This is a genomic window from Corallococcus sp. bb12-1, from assembly GCF_026626765.1.
GTDB lineage: Bacteria > Myxococcota > Myxococcia > Myxococcales > Myxococcaceae > Corallococcus > Corallococcus terminator.
This window is the reverse complement of record NZ_JAPNJZ010000001.1, coordinates 87,460-103,715: the sequence shown is the minus strand read 5'-3', so window position 1 is coordinate 103,715 and position 16,256 is coordinate 87,460. Positions and strand designations below refer to the sequence as shown.

At 67.4% G+C, this 16,256-nt stretch carries 12 protein-coding genes and 1 tRNA gene; 7 read left to right on the top strand and 6 right to left on the bottom strand.

The window, feature by feature from the left end:
* Positions 1–5 precede the first annotated feature (5 nt).
* Positions 6–1,433, bottom strand: a complete 1,428-nt coding sequence (locus tag OV208_RS00430; protein WP_267571797.1) for a site-2 protease family protein — start codon at positions 1,431–1,433, stop codon at positions 6–8.
* A 110-nt stretch (positions 1,434–1,543) separates the two neighbouring features.
* Between OV208_RS00430 and dusB the strand changes: the two genes are divergently transcribed.
* On the top strand, positions 1,544–2,557 hold the full coding sequence (gene dusB / locus OV208_RS00425; protein ID WP_120542698.1) for a tRNA dihydrouridine synthase DusB: 1,014 nt from the start codon (positions 1,544–1,546) through the stop codon (positions 2,555–2,557).
* On the opposite strand, the gene OV208_RS00420 is transcribed toward dusB, so the two are convergent.
* Complete coding sequence (locus tag OV208_RS00420) at positions 2,536–3,876, bottom strand: glycoside hydrolase family 1 protein (RefSeq protein ID WP_267571796.1); 1,341 nt, start codon at positions 3,874–3,876, stop codon at positions 2,536–2,538. The genes dusB and OV208_RS00420 overlap by 22 nt on opposite strands.
* Positions 3,877–4,222: 346 nt before the next feature.
* Between OV208_RS00420 and OV208_RS00415 the strand changes: the two genes are divergently transcribed.
* The 4 genes from OV208_RS00415 (at position 4,223) to pyk (ending at position 8,567) form a co-directional block, all read left to right on the top strand.
* Positions 4,223–4,447, top strand: a complete 225-nt coding sequence (locus OV208_RS00415; RefSeq protein WP_267571795.1) for a hypothetical protein — start codon at positions 4,223–4,225, stop codon at positions 4,445–4,447.
* A 115-nt stretch (positions 4,448–4,562) separates the two neighbouring features.
* Positions 4,563–6,023: an NFACT RNA binding domain-containing protein gene (locus OV208_RS00410; RefSeq protein ID WP_267571794.1), complete on the top strand. Its 1,461-nt coding sequence runs from the start codon at positions 4,563–4,565 to the stop codon at positions 6,021–6,023.
* Positions 6,024–6,218: 195 nt separating this feature from the next.
* Complete coding sequence (locus OV208_RS00405) at positions 6,219–7,037, top strand: hypothetical protein (RefSeq protein WP_267572781.1); 819 nt, start codon at positions 6,219–6,221, stop codon at positions 7,035–7,037.
* 99 nt (positions 7,038–7,136) lie between these two features.
* Positions 7,137–8,567, top strand: a complete 1,431-nt coding sequence (pyk, locus tag OV208_RS00400) for a pyruvate kinase (protein ID WP_267571793.1) — start codon at positions 7,137–7,139, stop codon at positions 8,565–8,567.
* Positions 8,568–8,576: 9 nt separating this feature from the next.
* Here pyk and OV208_RS00395 read toward each other — a convergent pair whose 3' ends face one another.
* Complete coding sequence (locus tag OV208_RS00395; RefSeq protein WP_267571792.1) at positions 8,577–10,091, bottom strand: HD family phosphohydrolase; 1,515 nt, start codon at positions 10,089–10,091, stop codon at positions 8,577–8,579.
* Between the two features lie 174 nt (positions 10,092–10,265).
* Between OV208_RS00395 and rpe the strand changes: the two genes are divergently transcribed.
* Positions 10,266–10,919 carry a ribulose-phosphate 3-epimerase gene (rpe, locus tag OV208_RS00390; RefSeq protein WP_267571791.1) on the top strand — a complete coding sequence of 218 codons (654 nt, stop codon included), beginning with the start codon at positions 10,266–10,268 and terminating at the stop codon, positions 10,917–10,919.
* 13 nt (positions 10,920–10,932) lie between these two features.
* On the opposite strand, the gene OV208_RS00385 is transcribed toward rpe, so the two are convergent.
* Complete coding sequence (locus OV208_RS00385) at positions 10,933–11,319, bottom strand: response regulator (protein ID WP_267571790.1); 387 nt, start codon at positions 11,317–11,319, stop codon at positions 10,933–10,935.
* Between the two features lie 253 nt (positions 11,320–11,572).
* On the opposite strand from OV208_RS00385, the gene OV208_RS00380 reads away from it, so the two are divergent.
* Positions 11,573–11,649 (top strand) — tRNA-Pro (locus tag OV208_RS00380).
* Here the strand turns inward: OV208_RS00380 and OV208_RS00375 are convergent.
* A complete protein-coding gene (locus OV208_RS00375; protein WP_267571789.1) occupies positions 11,628–12,035 on the bottom strand; it encodes a tyrosine-type recombinase/integrase in 408 nt (135 codons plus the stop codon). The two genes, OV208_RS00380 and OV208_RS00375, sit on opposite strands and share 22 nt — an antisense overlap.
* Positions 12,036–12,426: 391 nt before the next feature.
* Positions 12,427–15,786, bottom strand: a complete 3,360-nt coding sequence (locus tag OV208_RS00370) for a metallophosphoesterase (protein ID WP_267571788.1) — start codon at positions 15,784–15,786, stop codon at positions 12,427–12,429.
* Between the last annotated feature and the right edge of the window lie 470 nt (positions 15,787–16,256).

The following is a 16,256-nucleotide window of genomic DNA, read 5'->3' as shown; positions in this document are numbered from 1 at the left end:
CCCGCTCAGGTCGAAGCGGAGGGGCGCAGCAGGGACAGCCACGCCTCGAACGCGGGCTGCCCGTGCAGGGGCGCCAGGTCCTCGTCGGAGGCGGCATAGTCCGCGTCCTTGAATCCCAGGGCCTGGGCGCGCTGGAGCAGGCGCACCGCGTCCCCCATGTTGCCCGCTCGGGCGAAGGCGCACGCCGCGTCGTAGGCGATGCCCGGGTCCTTCGCGTGCTGCAGCGCGGCCTCGCCCACCGCCGCGGCCTCCGAATAGGCGCCCCGGATGAAGAGCGCCCGCTCCGCGCACCGGAACGCGGCCGCCGGGTCCACGCCGGGCAGCCGCAGCGCCTCCTGCACCTGACCCAGGCGGATGAGCGCGCCCGCGTACTCGTGCATCACGGTCCGGTCCTGCGACTCGCCCCACGCCTGCTTCCAGTAGCCCACCGCCCGGGCGTCGTCGCCCACCAGCGAGAAGGCCGCCGCCACCGCGTGCATCTCCACCGGCTGGCCCTGCACCTGGGAGAAGTGGTCCAGCGCGGGCCGGCCCTGGCCCTGCTTCAGCGCCACCCAGCCCAACAGGTAGTGCGTCCGGCTGGTGAGGCTCGCGGACAGCCCCTCACCCTCCAGTAGCCGCTGGCCCAGCCGCCACGCGTCGTCCAGCCGGTCCTCGCGCAGGGCCTGCTGGGCCTCGCGCAGCCCCTGGGCCTTCGGACCTTCGGCCTCCTTGTCCTCGCTGCGCGCGCGCATCACGTCCGCCAGCACGCGGAACGACTGGAAGCCGAACATGGCGAAGAGGACGCCCAGGAACAGGGCCCCGCTCTTGATGCTGAGCAGCACCACCCCCACGCACAGGCCCAGGGCCAGCACGTGGGACACGATGAAGCCCCTCCGGCCGAACATCCGCGTGGCGAGCGCCGTGCTGATGTGGCCGCCGTCCAACGGGGGCACGGGCAGCAGGTTCAGCACCGCCCACACCATGTTGGCGAAGAAGAAGTTGCCCAGGAAGAAGTCCGCCACCTCCCAACGGCCACGCACCTGCAGCAGCACCGCCCAGCAGAGGACGCCCAGCGTCAGCCCGGCCAGCGGGCCCGCGAAGCTGCTGACCACGTCCTTGTGCCAGGGCAGGGGGGCGTCCGTGTTGGGGCGGGTGACGCCGCCCATGAAGACCAGGTCCACGCTCGGCTGGTAGCCGAAGTAGCGGAAGGCCACCGCGTGCCCCAGCTCATGCACGAGCACGGACACGAAGACGATGAACATCCACGACAGGACGTAGGTCGCCACCGCACCCGCATAGCCCGCCGAGTCGGGGTCGGTCAGCCGGTCCCCCAGCCACCCGGCGCTCGAACTCCTGCCCGGCACCGGCAGGGAGTTGTAGGCGAGCACCGCCGAGAACAGCAGGTGACTCATGTGGACGTGGACGGGGACGCTCCCGAGCCTGAAACGGAACATGGGAAGGGACCTTAATCGTTGACCCCCACCCGCGCAGGGCCGTTGTGCCCCTCGGGCGAGCTTCTGTTCCCGCCCCGTCAGGGTCCAAAGGTCTATAGGGTGTCGCCGCCATGCTGAAGCTGGGTCCCTACACGCTCCCCAATCCCTACATCCTCGCGCCCATGGCGGGCGTGAGCGAGCGCCCCTTCCGCGTCATCGCGTTCCGGCTGGGCGCCGCCCTGTGCCCCACGGAGCTCGTGAGCGCCCAGGGCCTGATGCGCCAGAACCAGCGCACGCTCAAGTACCTGCGCTACGACGCCCAGGTGGAGAAGCCCTATTCGCTCCAGATTTTCGGCGGCGAACCGGAGGCCATGGCGCTGGCGGCCCAGGTGGGCAGGGACGCGGGCGCGCAGATCATCGACATCAACATGGGCTGCCCGGTGAAGAAGGTGGTGCGCAACGGCGCCGGCAGCGGCCTCTTGTGCGACGTGCCCCGAGCCGCCGCCGTCGTCCGGGCCATCCGCGACGCCACCGGCCTGCCCGTCACCTGCAAAATCCGCTCGGGCTGGGACGCCCAGAGCCTCAACTACCTCCAGATGGCGGAGTCGCTTCAGGAAGCGGGCTGCGCCGGGCTCGCCATCCACGCGCGCACCCGGGCCCAGGGCTACTCGGGCCAGGCGGACTGGTCCCACATCGCGTCCCTGAAGCGCCACTTCCCGGAGCTGCCCATCATGGGCAACGGGGACGTGAAGACGGTGGCGGACGCCCACCGGATGCTGGACGCCACCGGCTGCGACTTCGTGATGATTGGCCGGGGCGCCCTGGGCAACCCGTGGCTCTTCCGGGAGCTGACCGGCGGACCTCCGGCGACGCCCGAGGAGCGCTGCGAGCTGGTGCTGGAGCACGCCCAGGCGCACGCGGAGTTCTTCGGGGACCCCGTGGGCGCGGTGCGCTCCTTCCGCCGGCATCTGGCGTGGTACGCGCACGGCCTCAAGGGCGCGGCGCACTTCCGCTCGGAGGTGAACCAGCTCGACTCGCCCCAGGCGGTGGAGGACAGCGTCCGGCGCTTCTTCGCGGGCGCGGACACCGACCCTTCGGCTCCTCTAGAGGAGCCGGAAGTGGACTACCGGGCCGCGCTGGGCTGAGCGCCTCCAGAGCCTGAAGCGTCGGAGGCAGCCCCGGGCGGCGGCACCAGCACGCGCCCGGTGGCCACGGCGCGGAAGTAGTCGCAGGCCGGGGTGGGGCGGCGCTCCAGCGTGTCGAAGTCGACGTGGTACAGGCCGAAGCGCGGGCCCCAGCCCTCCAGCCACTCGAAGTTGTCCAGCAGGCTCCAATAGAGGTAGCCCTGGATGTCCACCCCGGAGGCGCGCGCCTCCAGCACCTGCTTCAGGTGCGCGTGGAGATATTCCGGCCGGACGGTGCCCTTCCTGTCGTCGATGCCGTTCTCCGTCACCCACACCGGCTTGCCGTAGCGCTTCACCTCCTGGAGCAACTGGCCGAAGCCCTCCGGGCGCTGCTCCCAGCCAATGTCGGTGAGCCCGCGCTGGTCCGGGTCCCGGTACTTGAAGTCGATGAAGGGCGGGCGCGGCATGAAGCGCAGGTGGGCGCGCGTGTAGTAGTTGACCCCCACGAACTCCACCGAGTCGCGCGCCTCCGGGATGCGCACGTCCGTGGACGCGACGCCGGGCATGAAGACGCGCAGGTGGCCGGACGACAGCGCCTCGTGGAACGCGTGGTTGTAGGCCGGGGCCGCCAGCCTCACCAGCGAGCGGTCCAGCGGATGCCACCAGCGGTCCGGCGCGAACGACAGCATGTTCTGGGAGATGCCCAGCTCCACCCGGCCCAGGCGCTGACCCAGCTCCTCCCGCGCGATGGCGTGCGCGCGCACCAGGTTCTCCAGCGCCGCCATCGTCTTCGCCCCGTCGGTGATGCCCGGGGGCATCAGGCCCTGGAGGTAGCCGCCCAACAAAAGCACCATCGGTTCGTTGAAGGAGATGACGAGCGCGTCCAACCCCTCCAACAAGGGCGCGCATCGGCGCACGTACTGGCGGAAGGCCTCCAGGCTCTCCGGGAGGTGCCAGGGCGTGGCCGCGTGGAACCACGTGGGGTGGGTGAAGTGATGGAGCGTCACCACCGGCCGCAGGCCATGCGCGCGAAGCCGCAGGAGCCGCTCGCGGTACGCCTCCAGCGCCTGACCGTCGAACCGGCCGCGCTCGGGCTCGATGCGCGCCCACTCCAGCGACAGGCGGAACGCGGTGGCCCCCACCGCCTTGGCCAGGGCGTAGTCCTCCTCGTACCGGTGCCAGTGGTCCACCGCCCGGCCGCAGCGGACGTGGGGCTCCTTCAACTTCCCCTCCCGTTCCCACTGGGACCAGTCGTTCTCGATGCCGCCCTCCACCTGGTACGCGGACGTGGCGACGCCGAAGGTGAAGGACGCGGGGAAGCTCAGTGGGGCGGTGCGCATGCGGGCGCGCACCGTAGGCCGACGCTTCAACGACGGGAAGCGACGCGAGGACCGCGCGCGGATGCGCGGCAGCGGACACTCAGGTCAGGAGTTCGGACCCTCGAAATGCGTCCGGAGCCGGAAATTGGCCTCCGCGCACGACGCGCTCCACCCCCCGAAGTGACCGCCACGAACGGTTGGAAGCGCCCGACGCCTAGAAATCGGCCTCGCCGCGCACTGCAATACATCACCATGCGTTGACACACTGGCATGTCGCCCGTACCATTCATTTCAAGCACTCACGTTCAGTCCAAAGTGGGTGCAGGGCTCGCGTCACCGCGGGCCTCAACCTGAACGGAGGATTCCGATGGCCGCGAAGAAGAAGACCGCGAAGAAGGCGCCCGCGAAGAAGGCGACGGCGAAGAAGACCGCGACGAAGAAGACGGCCCGCAAGACGGCCGCTGCTCCTCGCAAGGCGGCCAAGAAGGCCCCCGCGAAGAAGACCACCGCGAAGAAGGCGGTCAAGCGGGCTCCCGCGAAGCGCAAGAGCGCCAAGGCGGCGGCTCCCGCTCCCGAGGCCCCGCAGTCCTGAAGTTTCGTGTCATGACGGACGTCGGTTGACGTCCAATGAGCGGCTCGGCGAAACCCGCCGGGCCGTTTTTCTTTTTGCGGGCTGGGGTTCCCCCTCCGCCCCTTGGGGAGGGGCCATGTCGCTGCGTCCGGTGGAGTTCGAAGAGGTCGTGGCGGAGGTGGCGTCCCGGCTGGTGGGCGCGGTGGCCCAGAAGGCGTGGTGCCCGCTGCCCCGCCTGGCCTACGTGGAGCTGCGCGTTCCGGGCCGCTCGGTGGTCCTGTGCCTGTGCTCGGAAGGGGAGCTGTCGCGCCTGTCCGTCGCGGAGGACCGCTTCCCCACGCCGGGCGAACCCGCCCCCTTCCAGCGCTGGCTGCGCCAGGAACTCACCGGCTTCAAGCTCCAGGGCGCGCGCTACCTGGAGCCGAACCGCACGGTGGTGCTGGAGTTTGATCGCGAGGGCGTGCGCCGCCGACTGGTGCTGGAGCTGGGCTCCCCGGGGGGGCTGCTCCTCCTGAGCGACAACAACCGGGTGCTGATGCTCTCCGGAGAAGGCTTCGGCTCCCGGCGCAACCTCTATGCGGGCGCCGCCTGGACGCCGCCGGAGCCCGTGTCCGACGAGGCGCTGACGAAGGGCCGCGCGCAGCCCTCGCGCTTGGAGCCGCAAGAGGGGGACCTCCTTCCGAAGTTGCAGGCCGCGGAACGGGTGCTCGGGCAGAAGGACCGCACCAGCCGCGCGGACACCATCCGCCGTCGGCTCGCGCAGCCGTACCGCGCCCGGCTGAAGCGCTCCTCCCGGACGCTGGAGAAGGTGCGCGCGGAGGCGGCCCGAGGCCCGGAGGCGGAGAAGCACCGCGAGGTGGGCGAACTGCTCGCGCAGAACCTGCACCGGCTCAAGCGGGGCGCTTCCGAGGTGACGCTCACCTCCTATACGGAGTCCGGCGTGGAGGAGGTCCAGGTGACGCTGGACCCGAAGCGCACCCCCAAGGAGGAGACGGACTGGCGCTTCCACCAGTACCGGCGCCTGCTGCGTGGCGTGGAGACGGCGCGCCACCGCGAGGCGGAGCTGTCGCGGGAGGTGGCGCACGCGCAGGTGGCGCTCCAGCAGATTGAGGCGATGGACGGCGCCGCGCTGCTCGCGCAGGTGGAGGTCCTCCAGGTGACCCAGGGGGAGGAGGGCCCGAAGGAGGGGTTGCCCTTCAAGGAGTACGTGGGCCACGGCGGCGCGCGCATCTGGGTGGGGCGGGGCGCGGAGGACAACGACACGCTCACCTTCAAGGTGGCGAGGCCCTGGCACATCTGGCTGCACGCCCGGGGGCTGCCGGGCAGCCACGTGGTGGTGCCGCAGGAGAAGAAGGGGGAGGTGGCGCAGGAGGTGCTGCTGGACGCGGCGCACCTGGCGCTGCACCACTCGGGGGCGAAGGGCGAACCGCGCGGCGAGGTCAGCTACATGCCGGTGAAGTTCGTGCGCAAGCTGAAGGGCGCCGCCCCCGGGCAGGTGACGTACGCGAGGGAGAAGACCTTCGTGGTGCGCATGGAGCCGGAGCGGCTGGAGCGCCTGCTCAAGTCACGCCACGGTGAACAGCCCCCGCTGCCCTGAAGGGCGGGCCCCGCGTCTCCGAGCTTACGAAGCCCAAGGAAGCACGCGGGGCGCGCAGGGGTGGCTTCGACCCGAGGTGTCATGCGCTGCGTGTGGGCGTGGTCGACGGGCAGACGGGCGTCCAACCCCCGGCCTTGAGTCCGGGGAAGTGCCGGGTACGATGCCTTCCGCGTGACGCCCGAAGCCTTCCGCCAGATGTCCCTGTTCCCGCGTGGCTCGACCGCGGAGCGCGCCGCCGTTCCCGCCTCACGTGTGCCCGAAGGTCCCGCGCCCCTGCCGCCGCGCAACCGCGTCGCGGAAGAGGCGCCGCGCGTCCTGACCTCGACGACGCGCGAGGAGCTGTGGTCGCGCGCGGAGTCGCTCGCGTGGCGCCTGAGCGCCAATCTGGGCATGCCGGTGCGGCTCGCGGTGACGGACAACCGCTCCACCATGGTGTCCTTCCGCCGGGGCTCGCAGGTGCTCCAGTTGCGGCTGCACCACATGTTCCTGGAGGCGCCGGAGTCGGTGGTGCGCGCGGTGGCGGACTACGCGGGCCGGGGACACCGCAACGCGGGCCAGCTCCTGGACGAGTACATCCGGGGTCAGCAGCCGCTCATCCGCCAGCTCCGCCGGGAATCCGACGCGGAGCTCAATCCGCTCGGTCGCTGCTTCGACCTGCGGGCGCTCTACAACGGCGTCAATGAGATCTACTTCCAGAACGGCATCCAGGCGCGCATCGGCTGGGGGCGCATGCCTCCGCGTCGCCGGCGCAAGTCCATCCGCCTGGGCGTCTACGACCACCAGACGCGCGAGATTCGCATCCACCCCGCGCTGGACAGGCCGGAGGTGCCCGCCTTCTTCGTGGAGTTCATCGTCTTCCACGAGATGCTCCACCAGCTCTTCCCCAGCAGCGGCCGGATGGGCAGGCGCGTGCACCATCCGCGAGCCTTCCGCGAGCGTGAGCGGACGTACCCGCACTACGGCGCCGCGCTGCGTTGGGAGCGCGAAAATCTGGGCACGCTGCTGCGCGGTTGAACTCCCGCCGAGCGGCCTGGACATTTACTGGTTTACCTGACCGAGCACGTCTTGTGCGTGCTTGACCGAAACGCGGTGGGGCCGGATGTTCGCGCACCTATGCGACGAGCAAAGATTGTCTGCACCCTCGGTCCCGCCAGTCAGACCCCGGAGATGTTGGAGGCGCTGCTGGAGTCCGGCATGGACGTGGCCCGGCTCAACTTCTCCCACGGCAGCCACGAGCAGCATCAGGCGAACATCGACATGCTGCGCGCGGCCTCGCTGAAGGTCCGCAAGGCGGTGGGCATCCTCGGCGACCTGCAGGGTCCGAAGATCCGCACCGGCCGCTTCGTCACCGGCAGCACGGAGCTGAAGCACGGCGCCACCTTCCACATCACCACCGACGAGACGGTGAAGGGCACGGATGAAATCGTGTCCACCACGTACCCGCACCTGGCGGCGGACGTGAACCCGGGCGACCGCATCCTCCTGGACGACGGCCTCCTGGAGCTGCGCGTCGTGGAGACGGACAAGAAGCAGCTCATCAAGACGGAAGTCATCCACGGCGGCATCCTGAAGAACAACAAGGGCATCAACCTGCCCGGCGTGGCGGTGCGCGCGGACGCGCTCACTGCGAAGGACCGCGAGGACCTCATCTTCGGCCTCAAGGCGGGCGTGGACTACATCGCGCTGTCCTTCGTGCGCCAGCCGTCGGACCTGGACGCGGCCCGGCAGGCGATGGCGGAGGTGGGCCGCACGGTGCCCATCATCTCCAAGCTGGAGAAGCCGGAGGCCATCGCGCGCCTGGACGCCATCCTCGACAAGACGGACGGCGTGATGGTGGCCCGAGGCGACCTGGGCGTGGAGATTCCCCCGGAAGAAGTGCCGGCCGTCCAGAAGGACATCATCCGGCGCTCCAACCTGCGCGGCCTGCCCGTCATCGTGGCCACGCAGATGCTCAACTCGATGATCGACAACCCGCGTCCCACGCGCGCGGAGGCCAGCGACGTGGCCAACGCCGTGTACGACGGCGCGGACGCGCTGATGCTGTCGGGTGAGACGGCGAGCGGCAAGTTCCCCGTGGACTCCGTGCAGATGATGGAGCGCATCATCCTGGCGGCCGAGTCCTCCGTGCGCGCGCAGTACCTGCCGCGCAGCATCGAAGCGCCGCTGGGCCTGCCCCTGCACTTCCCGGACGTCATCGCGCGCGTGGCGTGCGAGGCGGCGAAGTCGAGCGGTGCCACGCTCATCGCGGCCTTCACCCTGTCGGGCGTGACGGCGCGGTTGCTCGCGCACTACCGGCCGACGGTGCCCATTGTCGCCTTCAGCCCGAACCAGGAAGTGCGCCGCCGCCTGTCGCTGCTCTGGGGCGTGGTGCCGCGCGTGCTGGAGCCCATCCAGGAGACGGAGACCATGCTCCGCCGCGTGGAGGAGGAGCTGGTGTCCCGCGGTCTCGCGCGCCGGGGCGACCGCATCGTGGTGGTGTTCGGAGCGCCGGTGGGACAGCCCGGGAAGATCAACAGCCTCCGGCTGCACACCATCAGCGCCTGAGTCTGGCTTCTACGCCGGGCGCTTCTTGAGCGCCCGGCTGGGAATCTCCGCCCCGACGAAGATGGAGAACAGCTCCGCGTCCAGCTGACCGGAGCCCGCCTCCTTCTTGAGGATGTCGAGCGCGAGCGTGTGCGGCACGGCCTTCTTGTAGGGCCGGTCGCTCGCGGTGAGCGCGTCGTAGATGTCGCAGATGGACATCATCCGGGACTGCACGGGGATGGTCGTGTCCGGGATGGCGCGCGGGTAGCCGGTGCCGTCCAGCTTCTCATGGTGCGCGTAGGCAATCTCTGGCACGCGGCGCAGGGCGCGCGTCCAGGGAATCTGCGACAGGAAGCGGTACGTGTGGTCGACGTGGCTCTCGATTTCGCGGCGCTCCTCCGGTGAGAGGGTGCCGCGGGTGATGGAGAGGGATTGGATTTCACTGGGCAACAGCAGTGCCTGCCCATGGTCATGCGCGTCGGTGAACGTGAGCTTGCCCAGCTCCAGCAGGCGCTCGAAGTTGCCCTGCGCGAGCACCGTGGGCTTGTTGCAGGTGAGCAGGAATCCCATCACCTCATCCAACTGGGCCAGCTCGGTGGCGAGCCGCGCGTCCTCTTCCTGATGGATGGTGGGCAGGGCGTTCAGCCCGCGTGCTTCCACGGAGGCGAGCCGGCGGCGGGAGCTCTGGAGCTGCAAGTCCTTGCGAGCGAGCTGGAAGCGGGCGCGCAGGCTGTCCAGCTCATGCGGGTAGAGCTTCTCCGCCTTGACGAGCACGTTCTCGCGCACGCCCACCTTGCCGAAGTCGTGCAGGAGCGAGGCGTAACGCAGCTCCTGAAGCTCCACGGGGGAGAAGCGCACCTGGGCATAGGGGCCGGTGGTGTGGTGCTCCAGCGCCTGCGCCAATGACACGGTGAGGTCGGCGACGCGGCCGGAGTGGCCCGCGGTGGTGGGGTCGCGCGCTTCGATGGCGACGACGGACGCGGAGACGAAGCCCTCGAAGAGGCGGTTGATCTCCTCGTGGAGGAGGGCGTTCTCAATCGCGCCGGCGGCCTGGGCGCCCAGGGCGAGCAGCAGCTCCTCGTCCTCGGCGTCGAAGACAATCCCGCCGCGCTTGTTGAGGGCCTGGATGACGCCGGTGACGTCCCCGTTGGCGTCGCGCATGGGGACGCAGAGGATGGTGTGCGTGCGGTAGCCGCTGGAGATGTCGAAGCTGCTGTTGAAGCGTGAATCGGCGTAGGCGTCCGGGATGTTGATGACGGCGCCCGTCTGCGCGACCTGGCCGGCGATGCCGCTGCCCATGGGCAGGCGGATTTCGTTCTTGGAGCCCTGGGCGACCTTGCTCCACAGCTCCTCGCGCTCGCGGTCCAGGATGAAGAGCGAGCAGCGGTCCGACTCCACGACCTTGGTGGCCTCATAGAGGATGAGAGGCAGGAGCAGGTCGAGGTCCCGCTCGGCGCTCATCGCCTTGGCGACATCCAGGATGGAGGTCAGCTTGGCGAGCCGGCGAGACAGGTTGGGGGAGGCGGGCACGGACTGGGGAAGCACCGAGGCGGGCTCCGTGGGATGCGGCGGACCGCCGCGTTGCGCCCCAGGTTGTAGCACGCACGGTGTGGTGGCCGCCCGGCCCCCCCACCCATCAGGTCCACCTGTGTCCGCCAGCCTTCTGTCCAGCCGGGCGGAAGTACCGTGGCCGGGCGGAAGCGACTATGAAGCGCGGCCATGAGCCGCCCTGTCCGCATCTCTCCTTCGCTGTTGTCCTGTGATTTCAGCCGTCTGGCCGAAGAGGTCCGCGCCATCGAGGCCGCCGGAGCGGACTTGATTCACGTGGATGTCATGGATGGCAGGTTCGTCCCCAACATCACGCTGGGCCCGGTGATTGTGGAGGCGATCAAACGGGTGGCGACGAAGCCGTTGGACGTCCACCTGATGATCGTGGAGCCGGAGAGGTACGTGGAGGCGTTCGCGAAGGCGGGTGCGGACGTGCTGACGGTGCACCGGGAGGCGAGTCCGCACCTGCACCGCACGCTTCAGCAGATCCGCGATGCGGGGGCGAAGCCGGCGGTGGTGTTGAACCCGGGCACGCCGCTGGTGGCGATCGAAGAGGTGCTGGGCGACGTGGACATGGTGCTGCTCATGAGCGTGAACCCGGGCTTCGGGGGCCAGTCGTTCATCGAGTCCACGGTGGAGAAGGTCCGCCGGCTGCGCGCGATGCTGGACGCGCGGGGGCTGGACGTGGACATCGAGGTGGACGGCGGCATCAACGCCGAGACGGCGAAGCGCGTGGTGGATGCGGGGGCGACGGTGCTGGTCGCGGGCAGCTACGTGTTCGGAGCGAAGGACTACGCGAAGGCCATCCAGTCGCTGCGGCCCTGAGGAGGGGCCGGCGTCAGGCGGCGCGGGTGTGCGCGACGGCGGCGGCGAGCCGGGCGATGCGGGTCATGAAGGTGGGGTCGCACGGCTTCACTTCGTAGTCGTCCGCGCCCAGCTCGAAGCACACGTGGCGGGTGAACTGGTCCTCCACGCCGCTCAGGATGATGACCTTGCAGTCGCGGGTGGTGGGGTCCTTCTTGAGCTGGGCGAGCAGGTCCCGGCCGTCCTGGTGCTGGTTCAGATCCAGGATGATGACGGCGGGCTGATGGAGACGGGCCAGCTCCAGCACGCGCTCGGAGGTCGTGTCGGAGATGCACACGAGGCCGGAGCGCCTGGCCTCCCGCACGAGGGCGGAGACCAGGAGGGGTTCATCATCCGAGATGAGGACGGTAGGGGGCGTCATGGTCCTCTGTGGGGGAACAGGGGCAGAGCAACGTGTTACTCCTTGGAAGTACAGGAAGGCCTGGATCTTGTGAAGCGGGTGAACAATGTCCCGTCCTGAAGGGTAGGTAGGACAACAGTCGAGGGGGCGGCGGGGAAGGGACCGAGGGGGAAGGGACGGATGAAAGAGGCCGTTGACTCAGGAAAGCGGCTCGGATAGATCCGCCTCCGCTTCGCCGGGCCCGAAGGGCAGTTCCTGGCGCAGCACCGGATATCGGGGAGTGGCTCAGCCTGGTAGAGCACTTGGTTCGGGACCAAGGGGTCGCAGGTTCAAATCCTGTCTCCCCGACCATCAGTGAAGCGGGCTGGAGATCTCAAGGTCTCCAGCCCGTTTTCATTTGGGGCTTCCTGTTTCGGTGCCTTCAGCATCGGGAGGAGCGCTGATTTGGCCGCCGGGCTCAAGTGCATGTACCACTGGGTGGTGGAGAGGTTCTGGTGCCCGGCCAGTTCTTGGATAGCCTTCGCCAGGGCTCCTGCCATTGCCAGCCGCGAGCAGAAGGTGTGGCGGAGGATGTGGATGCCTCCCGTCACCTTCAGACCGGCCAACCGCTGGATGCGGCTCATCCACTTGTTCAGCAGCACCTGGGTCACCTTCGGGTGGCTGTCGGCCCGCCAGAGGACGCGCTCACCCCGGAGGTACCGCTGCTTGCGGAGTGTGTCCGCCAGCCGGGCGGTCATGTTCACCTGGGAGTAGCCCGGTTCCGTGGCTCTCCCGCACTTTGTGTGGAGCCCGGACTTGGAATGGACACGCCAGAAACGGAGTCCAGGAGGGCGCCCTGCTGGCTGCTGCTCACCAGAACCTGTCCGACAGTGGGACAGGTTCGCGTCATCCGCCTCCCTCGGGGGCATCCTCCGGGGAGGTCACGCGGAACGTCGAGTGCATGGGAGCGGGCTGCTCGCTGTGAGGCAGTGGGACCGAAACGAGGGAAAGGGCTCCTCATCCACCAATACCTCCTTGCGGCAAATCCACACGAAGTGCGGGAGAGCCACGAAACCCGGGCAAGCTCATCGCCCCCCGCCCCCCACCCGGCCGCTCCGAGGTCTGCAGTCTTCTCGGCGGTCCTCGTGCTCAGTTCTCTCGCAAGGGGTGCTCCGCGTGATCCTTCCCACTAGGGACGTTGTCCACGTCGACTCGGAAGTCCTTGTTTTTCTCTGACCACCGTCGGGGCCAAACTTTGAGGCACAGCCGCCCGGTACTGTCCTGCAGGATGGATGCGGCGTTGTACCCATGAGCAATGGGCGGCCCGTGGGGAGTATTTTCAGCATGCACCGCACCAGCGACGATTTGGATCAAGTCGCCTCCGCTGCCGCGCCGCAGCTTCTCGGAGTTGGCGCTGTGAACATGCCCTGAGAGGTGAATGTCTGCGTACTTACTTATCCAACCGCGAGCATCTTCCTCATCCTTGAGCCAACCGTCTTGGAATGGATGGTGACCCAGTGCGATGATTATCGAGCCGTCCTTCCGTCTGGCAGTCGCTACCTGCCCCCACTGCTGCCTACCTAGTTGTAGGTGCCCGCGATCTAGGTCATTGGCTGCGAGGAGGACAGTATTGAGTCCAACTAGCACGATCCTCTTCCCGTGGTGGGCTTCCAGTTCCGTCTGCCAGAAGAGGTTTCTGCACGACTCCGCGAAATGCTCGGTCAGGCCAAGGTAGTTCGCTTGACGGCGTCTCAGCTGCGCGCGATCTCCAGCATGTTCAAGAGCCGCGTCTAATTTCTCGTTGGTTCTCAACGCGGCAATGAGCCGATTGACGTCACGATCCTTGTCCACCCCTCGGTCTACGTCGTGGTTGCCAGGGATGAGGTAGACGTCACGCGCCAAGAGATTGACTGCCGCAGCGGCACTGACAAGCCACTCCTTCGCTTGGGAGTACTCGCTGTTCGGAGTCCCGTCCTCGCGCGGCTTTCCACCCCCACTGAACGCGATATCACCAGTCACCAGTAAGACATCGGGCTTTGGAACCCCACGGCTGATAAGGTTGGAGAGATCGTCGACCAAATCCTCAAGCACGAGGTTTTGGTCCCATCGGTGAGCCGCATCACCATGACCGACGTGAATGTCGGACAGCTGGACCCAAGTAAAAATCGGGGTCAACGTCGCCTCCTTGAACTGGCTCTTGATGACCATCTGCGTTACGGCAGCATGCCACGCTACATCAGTTTTTCCGGGCTCCTCGCCGGGCAAGCCGCCGCGCGGGAGCGTCGCCTTCAGATTGGCAGGCAGCACGGGCTCGCCATGTTGGGCCCGCACGACGTCGTGGTCATAGCCGGTAATCACCTTCGGGAGCACAGGGAAGTGTAACGCCGGCATCGCCTCGCCCATCACCGAGACGCGCTCGTCCCACTCGCGCAGCAAGGCTGCTCTTAATGCTTCTGGTTCTGTTGGCGCCGGGAATCCAAGGTAGACGGAGAGTGCCTTCCGGGCTTGGTTGATACTTCCGTTCTGCAGCGCGACCAGGGCCGCAAGCCATGTGCCGCCCTCTCGTATGTTGAGCCACAGACTTTGAGGAAGACCCTTCAATGCGATCTCAGCCTGTGTAGGCTCTCCTGCCCCAAGCCAGGACAGCGCCTCGATCATGGCAAGGTGCACGTAGTTTCGATGCTTTGCCCCTTCACGCCGGGCTAGCTCGGCGGCATCGCGCCACTTACCACCTTGCTGCAATTGGAGGGCGCGACCTAGGGCTGCTTGCGGTTGGAGTTCAATATCTTGCTCCACGCGCTGTAGCAGACCGTCGAGCAGCCTCAAATCAGAAGCTGCAGCAGCGGCCCACACGGCCTGCTCAACGAGCCGGTGTCGATTCGCCGACGTGTCTTGCTGGTATCCCTTCCACAACGCCTCCACCGCGTCGTCGGCCTTGCCTGCATGAGTGAGACAGGCACCCAGCACTTGATAAACGGCGTAAAGGTTCTTGCCCGGCTTAACGGCTTGGCTCGCCAAGCGCGCTGAGGCTGCGCCGGCCTCATAACCGTTCACTTCTGCCTCCAGCTTGGCCCAGAGCACCCAGGGGTCAGCGTGCATCTGCCCACTCGTTGCACGCTTGGCGTGAACCACAGCGCGCTCAAGATCTCCCTTCTCCTGTCTGCGGGCGAGCAGTTGGGCAAGGTGCTGCTCAGTTCCCGGTACGCCTGGCTCCTTCAGGAAGATATCAAGGAATTCGATGCGGGCACTGAGTTCAGCGCTGGATTCCGGGTAGGGAGTTGTGGTGTTGAATCGCCGTACTATGTAGTCCCCGAGCCCCTGAAGCAGGGTCTGTAGTGCGTTCTCCGCTCCAGCTGCGTGGAGATGGTAGCGAGCCTCCTCCAAGCGGTGCCCAAGTCCCGTGGTTTGTTTCACAGCGGAGCCGGTGCCGGAGAGCTTACGGAGGGGCCCCGCGTACCACTCTCCCGCTCGCAGATGCGCAGACCTGTACGCCTCGGGATTCTGGTAAAGGCGGCGCAATTCCACTTCCCGTACCACTGGATGGACGTGATAGCGGCGATCACGCAGCTCGATGAGATAGCGGTCACGGAGCGGACGGCTGAGTTTCGCCCAAGCCTTGCTGCTCCCGGCAAGCGTCGCCGCCAACGCATCGTCGGCGTCCATCCGTAGGACCGCCAGATCATCAAGAAGACGGTGCTCAGCACTCGCCAAGCCGCGAGCCGCCTTCTCAACCAGCCTCTCTTCCAGCCGCTTGACAAGCAGCAGGTCGGGCGGACCCTGCGGGGCAAGGTCGGGTTCATCGCCGAGAAGTTCCTTCTGGGTATAGCGATGGAGAAGAATGCCGAGCAATGTCAGCGCACGTGGGTTCGCGCCAAGCCTACGGACGGCATCTGCGGCGTCCTCCGCAGACGGTTGAAACTCGGCCGAGTTCACCGCACGTCGGAGAACCCTCTCGGCTTCTGCCGGTTCTGGTGCCAGCAGCCACTCGCGGTGGCATCGTTCGATCCACTCACCTTCGACCTCACGGTTGCTGACCAGCACCAAGACTCCTGGCAATCCCACGTGCTCGGCGATCTTTGTGATCGTCTTGATGAGGTGCTCGGGCGGAGTTCCCTCTGCAGTCAGTACCTCCTGAAATTCGTCGATGATGACGAGTGCACCACTCAGCAAAACTTCCCGTAGCGCAACGGCGAAGCCGCTCGCAGCCTGTGCGCGCTTCGCATCAACTGCGTTGCCGTTCAATTCGAGTTCCTGCACAAGGAGGCCATGGAGCACAGCGTCGAGATCGGCCGTACCGCCAGATGGGACACTGAGACGTACGGCGACCTTGCCCTCCTCGACTGCACGTCCACGTAGGGCGTCCGATAACGTCGTCTTTCCGACCCCTGTGAACCCGGTGACGATGGCGACCCGCTCCCTCCGGTCGCGCCACGCCGCCCACAACGAGCCCGCCACCGCCTGTCGTTTGGTGCCGTTCAGTTTCTCGGTCCACCATGCGTCGCCACGCATACCGTTCTCTCTTTCCCATCCACCGCAGTAGGCATGCCTGCTCAGGCGAATCCGCGCTGGACTTTATACCGAGGTGGGAGATGTACTGCCTACCTTCTTCTAGGTTCCACCTTGGCCACCGGAAGGGCTGGTGCCTCGCTGACTCCGTTTTGCGGCATGGTGAGTACGACCCTGGTCTCGTCTCCAGAATGTCTCCAAGACTGGAAGGGACTCCGGGTGACAGATGGGACTGCCAAGGACTCACCCGTGGACTCAAAGTGCCCGGATTCACTCACGATTCAGCGAAAGGCGTGTGCCGTCGCGGGTTTGGGGCACCCCGTGTCCACGGGTTCAAATCCTGTCTCCCGACCATCAGTGAAGCGGGCTGGAGATCTCAAGGTCTCCAGCCCGTTTCCATTTCCGGGGCTTCCGGTGCTCGTTCCGGGTGGAAGCGGGCTATTTCTTGGCCACCGTGCGCACCGGCCTGAAGC

Bases quoted from the DNA above. Each gene is read 5' to 3' on its own strand.
- OV208_RS00430 (WP_267571797.1), bottom strand. From the start codon at position 1,433: ATGTTCCGTTTCAGGCTCGGGAGCGTCCCCGTCCACGTCCACATGAGT.
- dusB (WP_120542698.1), top strand. From the start codon at position 1,544: ATGCTGAAGCTGGGTCCCTACACGCTCCCCAATCCCTACATCCTCGCG.
- OV208_RS00420 (WP_267571796.1), bottom strand. From the start codon at position 3,876: ATGCGCACCGCCCCACTGAGCTTCCCCGCGTCCTTCACCTTCGGCGTC.
- OV208_RS00415 (WP_267571795.1), top strand. From the start codon at position 4,223: ATGGCCGCGAAGAAGAAGACCGCGAAGAAGGCGCCCGCGAAGAAGGCG.
- OV208_RS00410 (WP_267571794.1), top strand. From the start codon at position 4,563: ATGTCGCTGCGTCCGGTGGAGTTCGAAGAGGTCGTGGCGGAGGTGGCG.
- OV208_RS00405 (WP_267572781.1), top strand. From the start codon at position 6,219: ATGTCCCTGTTCCCGCGTGGCTCGACCGCGGAGCGCGCCGCCGTTCCC.
- pyk (WP_267571793.1), top strand. From the start codon at position 7,137: ATGCGACGAGCAAAGATTGTCTGCACCCTCGGTCCCGCCAGTCAGACC.
- rpe (WP_267571791.1), top strand. From the start codon at position 10,266: ATGAGCCGCCCTGTCCGCATCTCTCCTTCGCTGTTGTCCTGTGATTTC.
- OV208_RS00385 (WP_267571790.1), bottom strand. From the start codon at position 11,319: ATGACGCCCCCTACCGTCCTCATCTCGGATGATGAACCCCTCCTGGTC.
- OV208_RS00375 (WP_267571789.1), bottom strand. From the start codon at position 12,035: ATGACCGCCCGGCTGGCGGACACACTCCGCAAGCAGCGGTACCTCCGG.
- OV208_RS00370 (WP_267571788.1), bottom strand. From the start codon at position 15,786: ATGCGTGGCGACGCATGGTGGACCGAGAAACTGAACGGCACCAAACGA.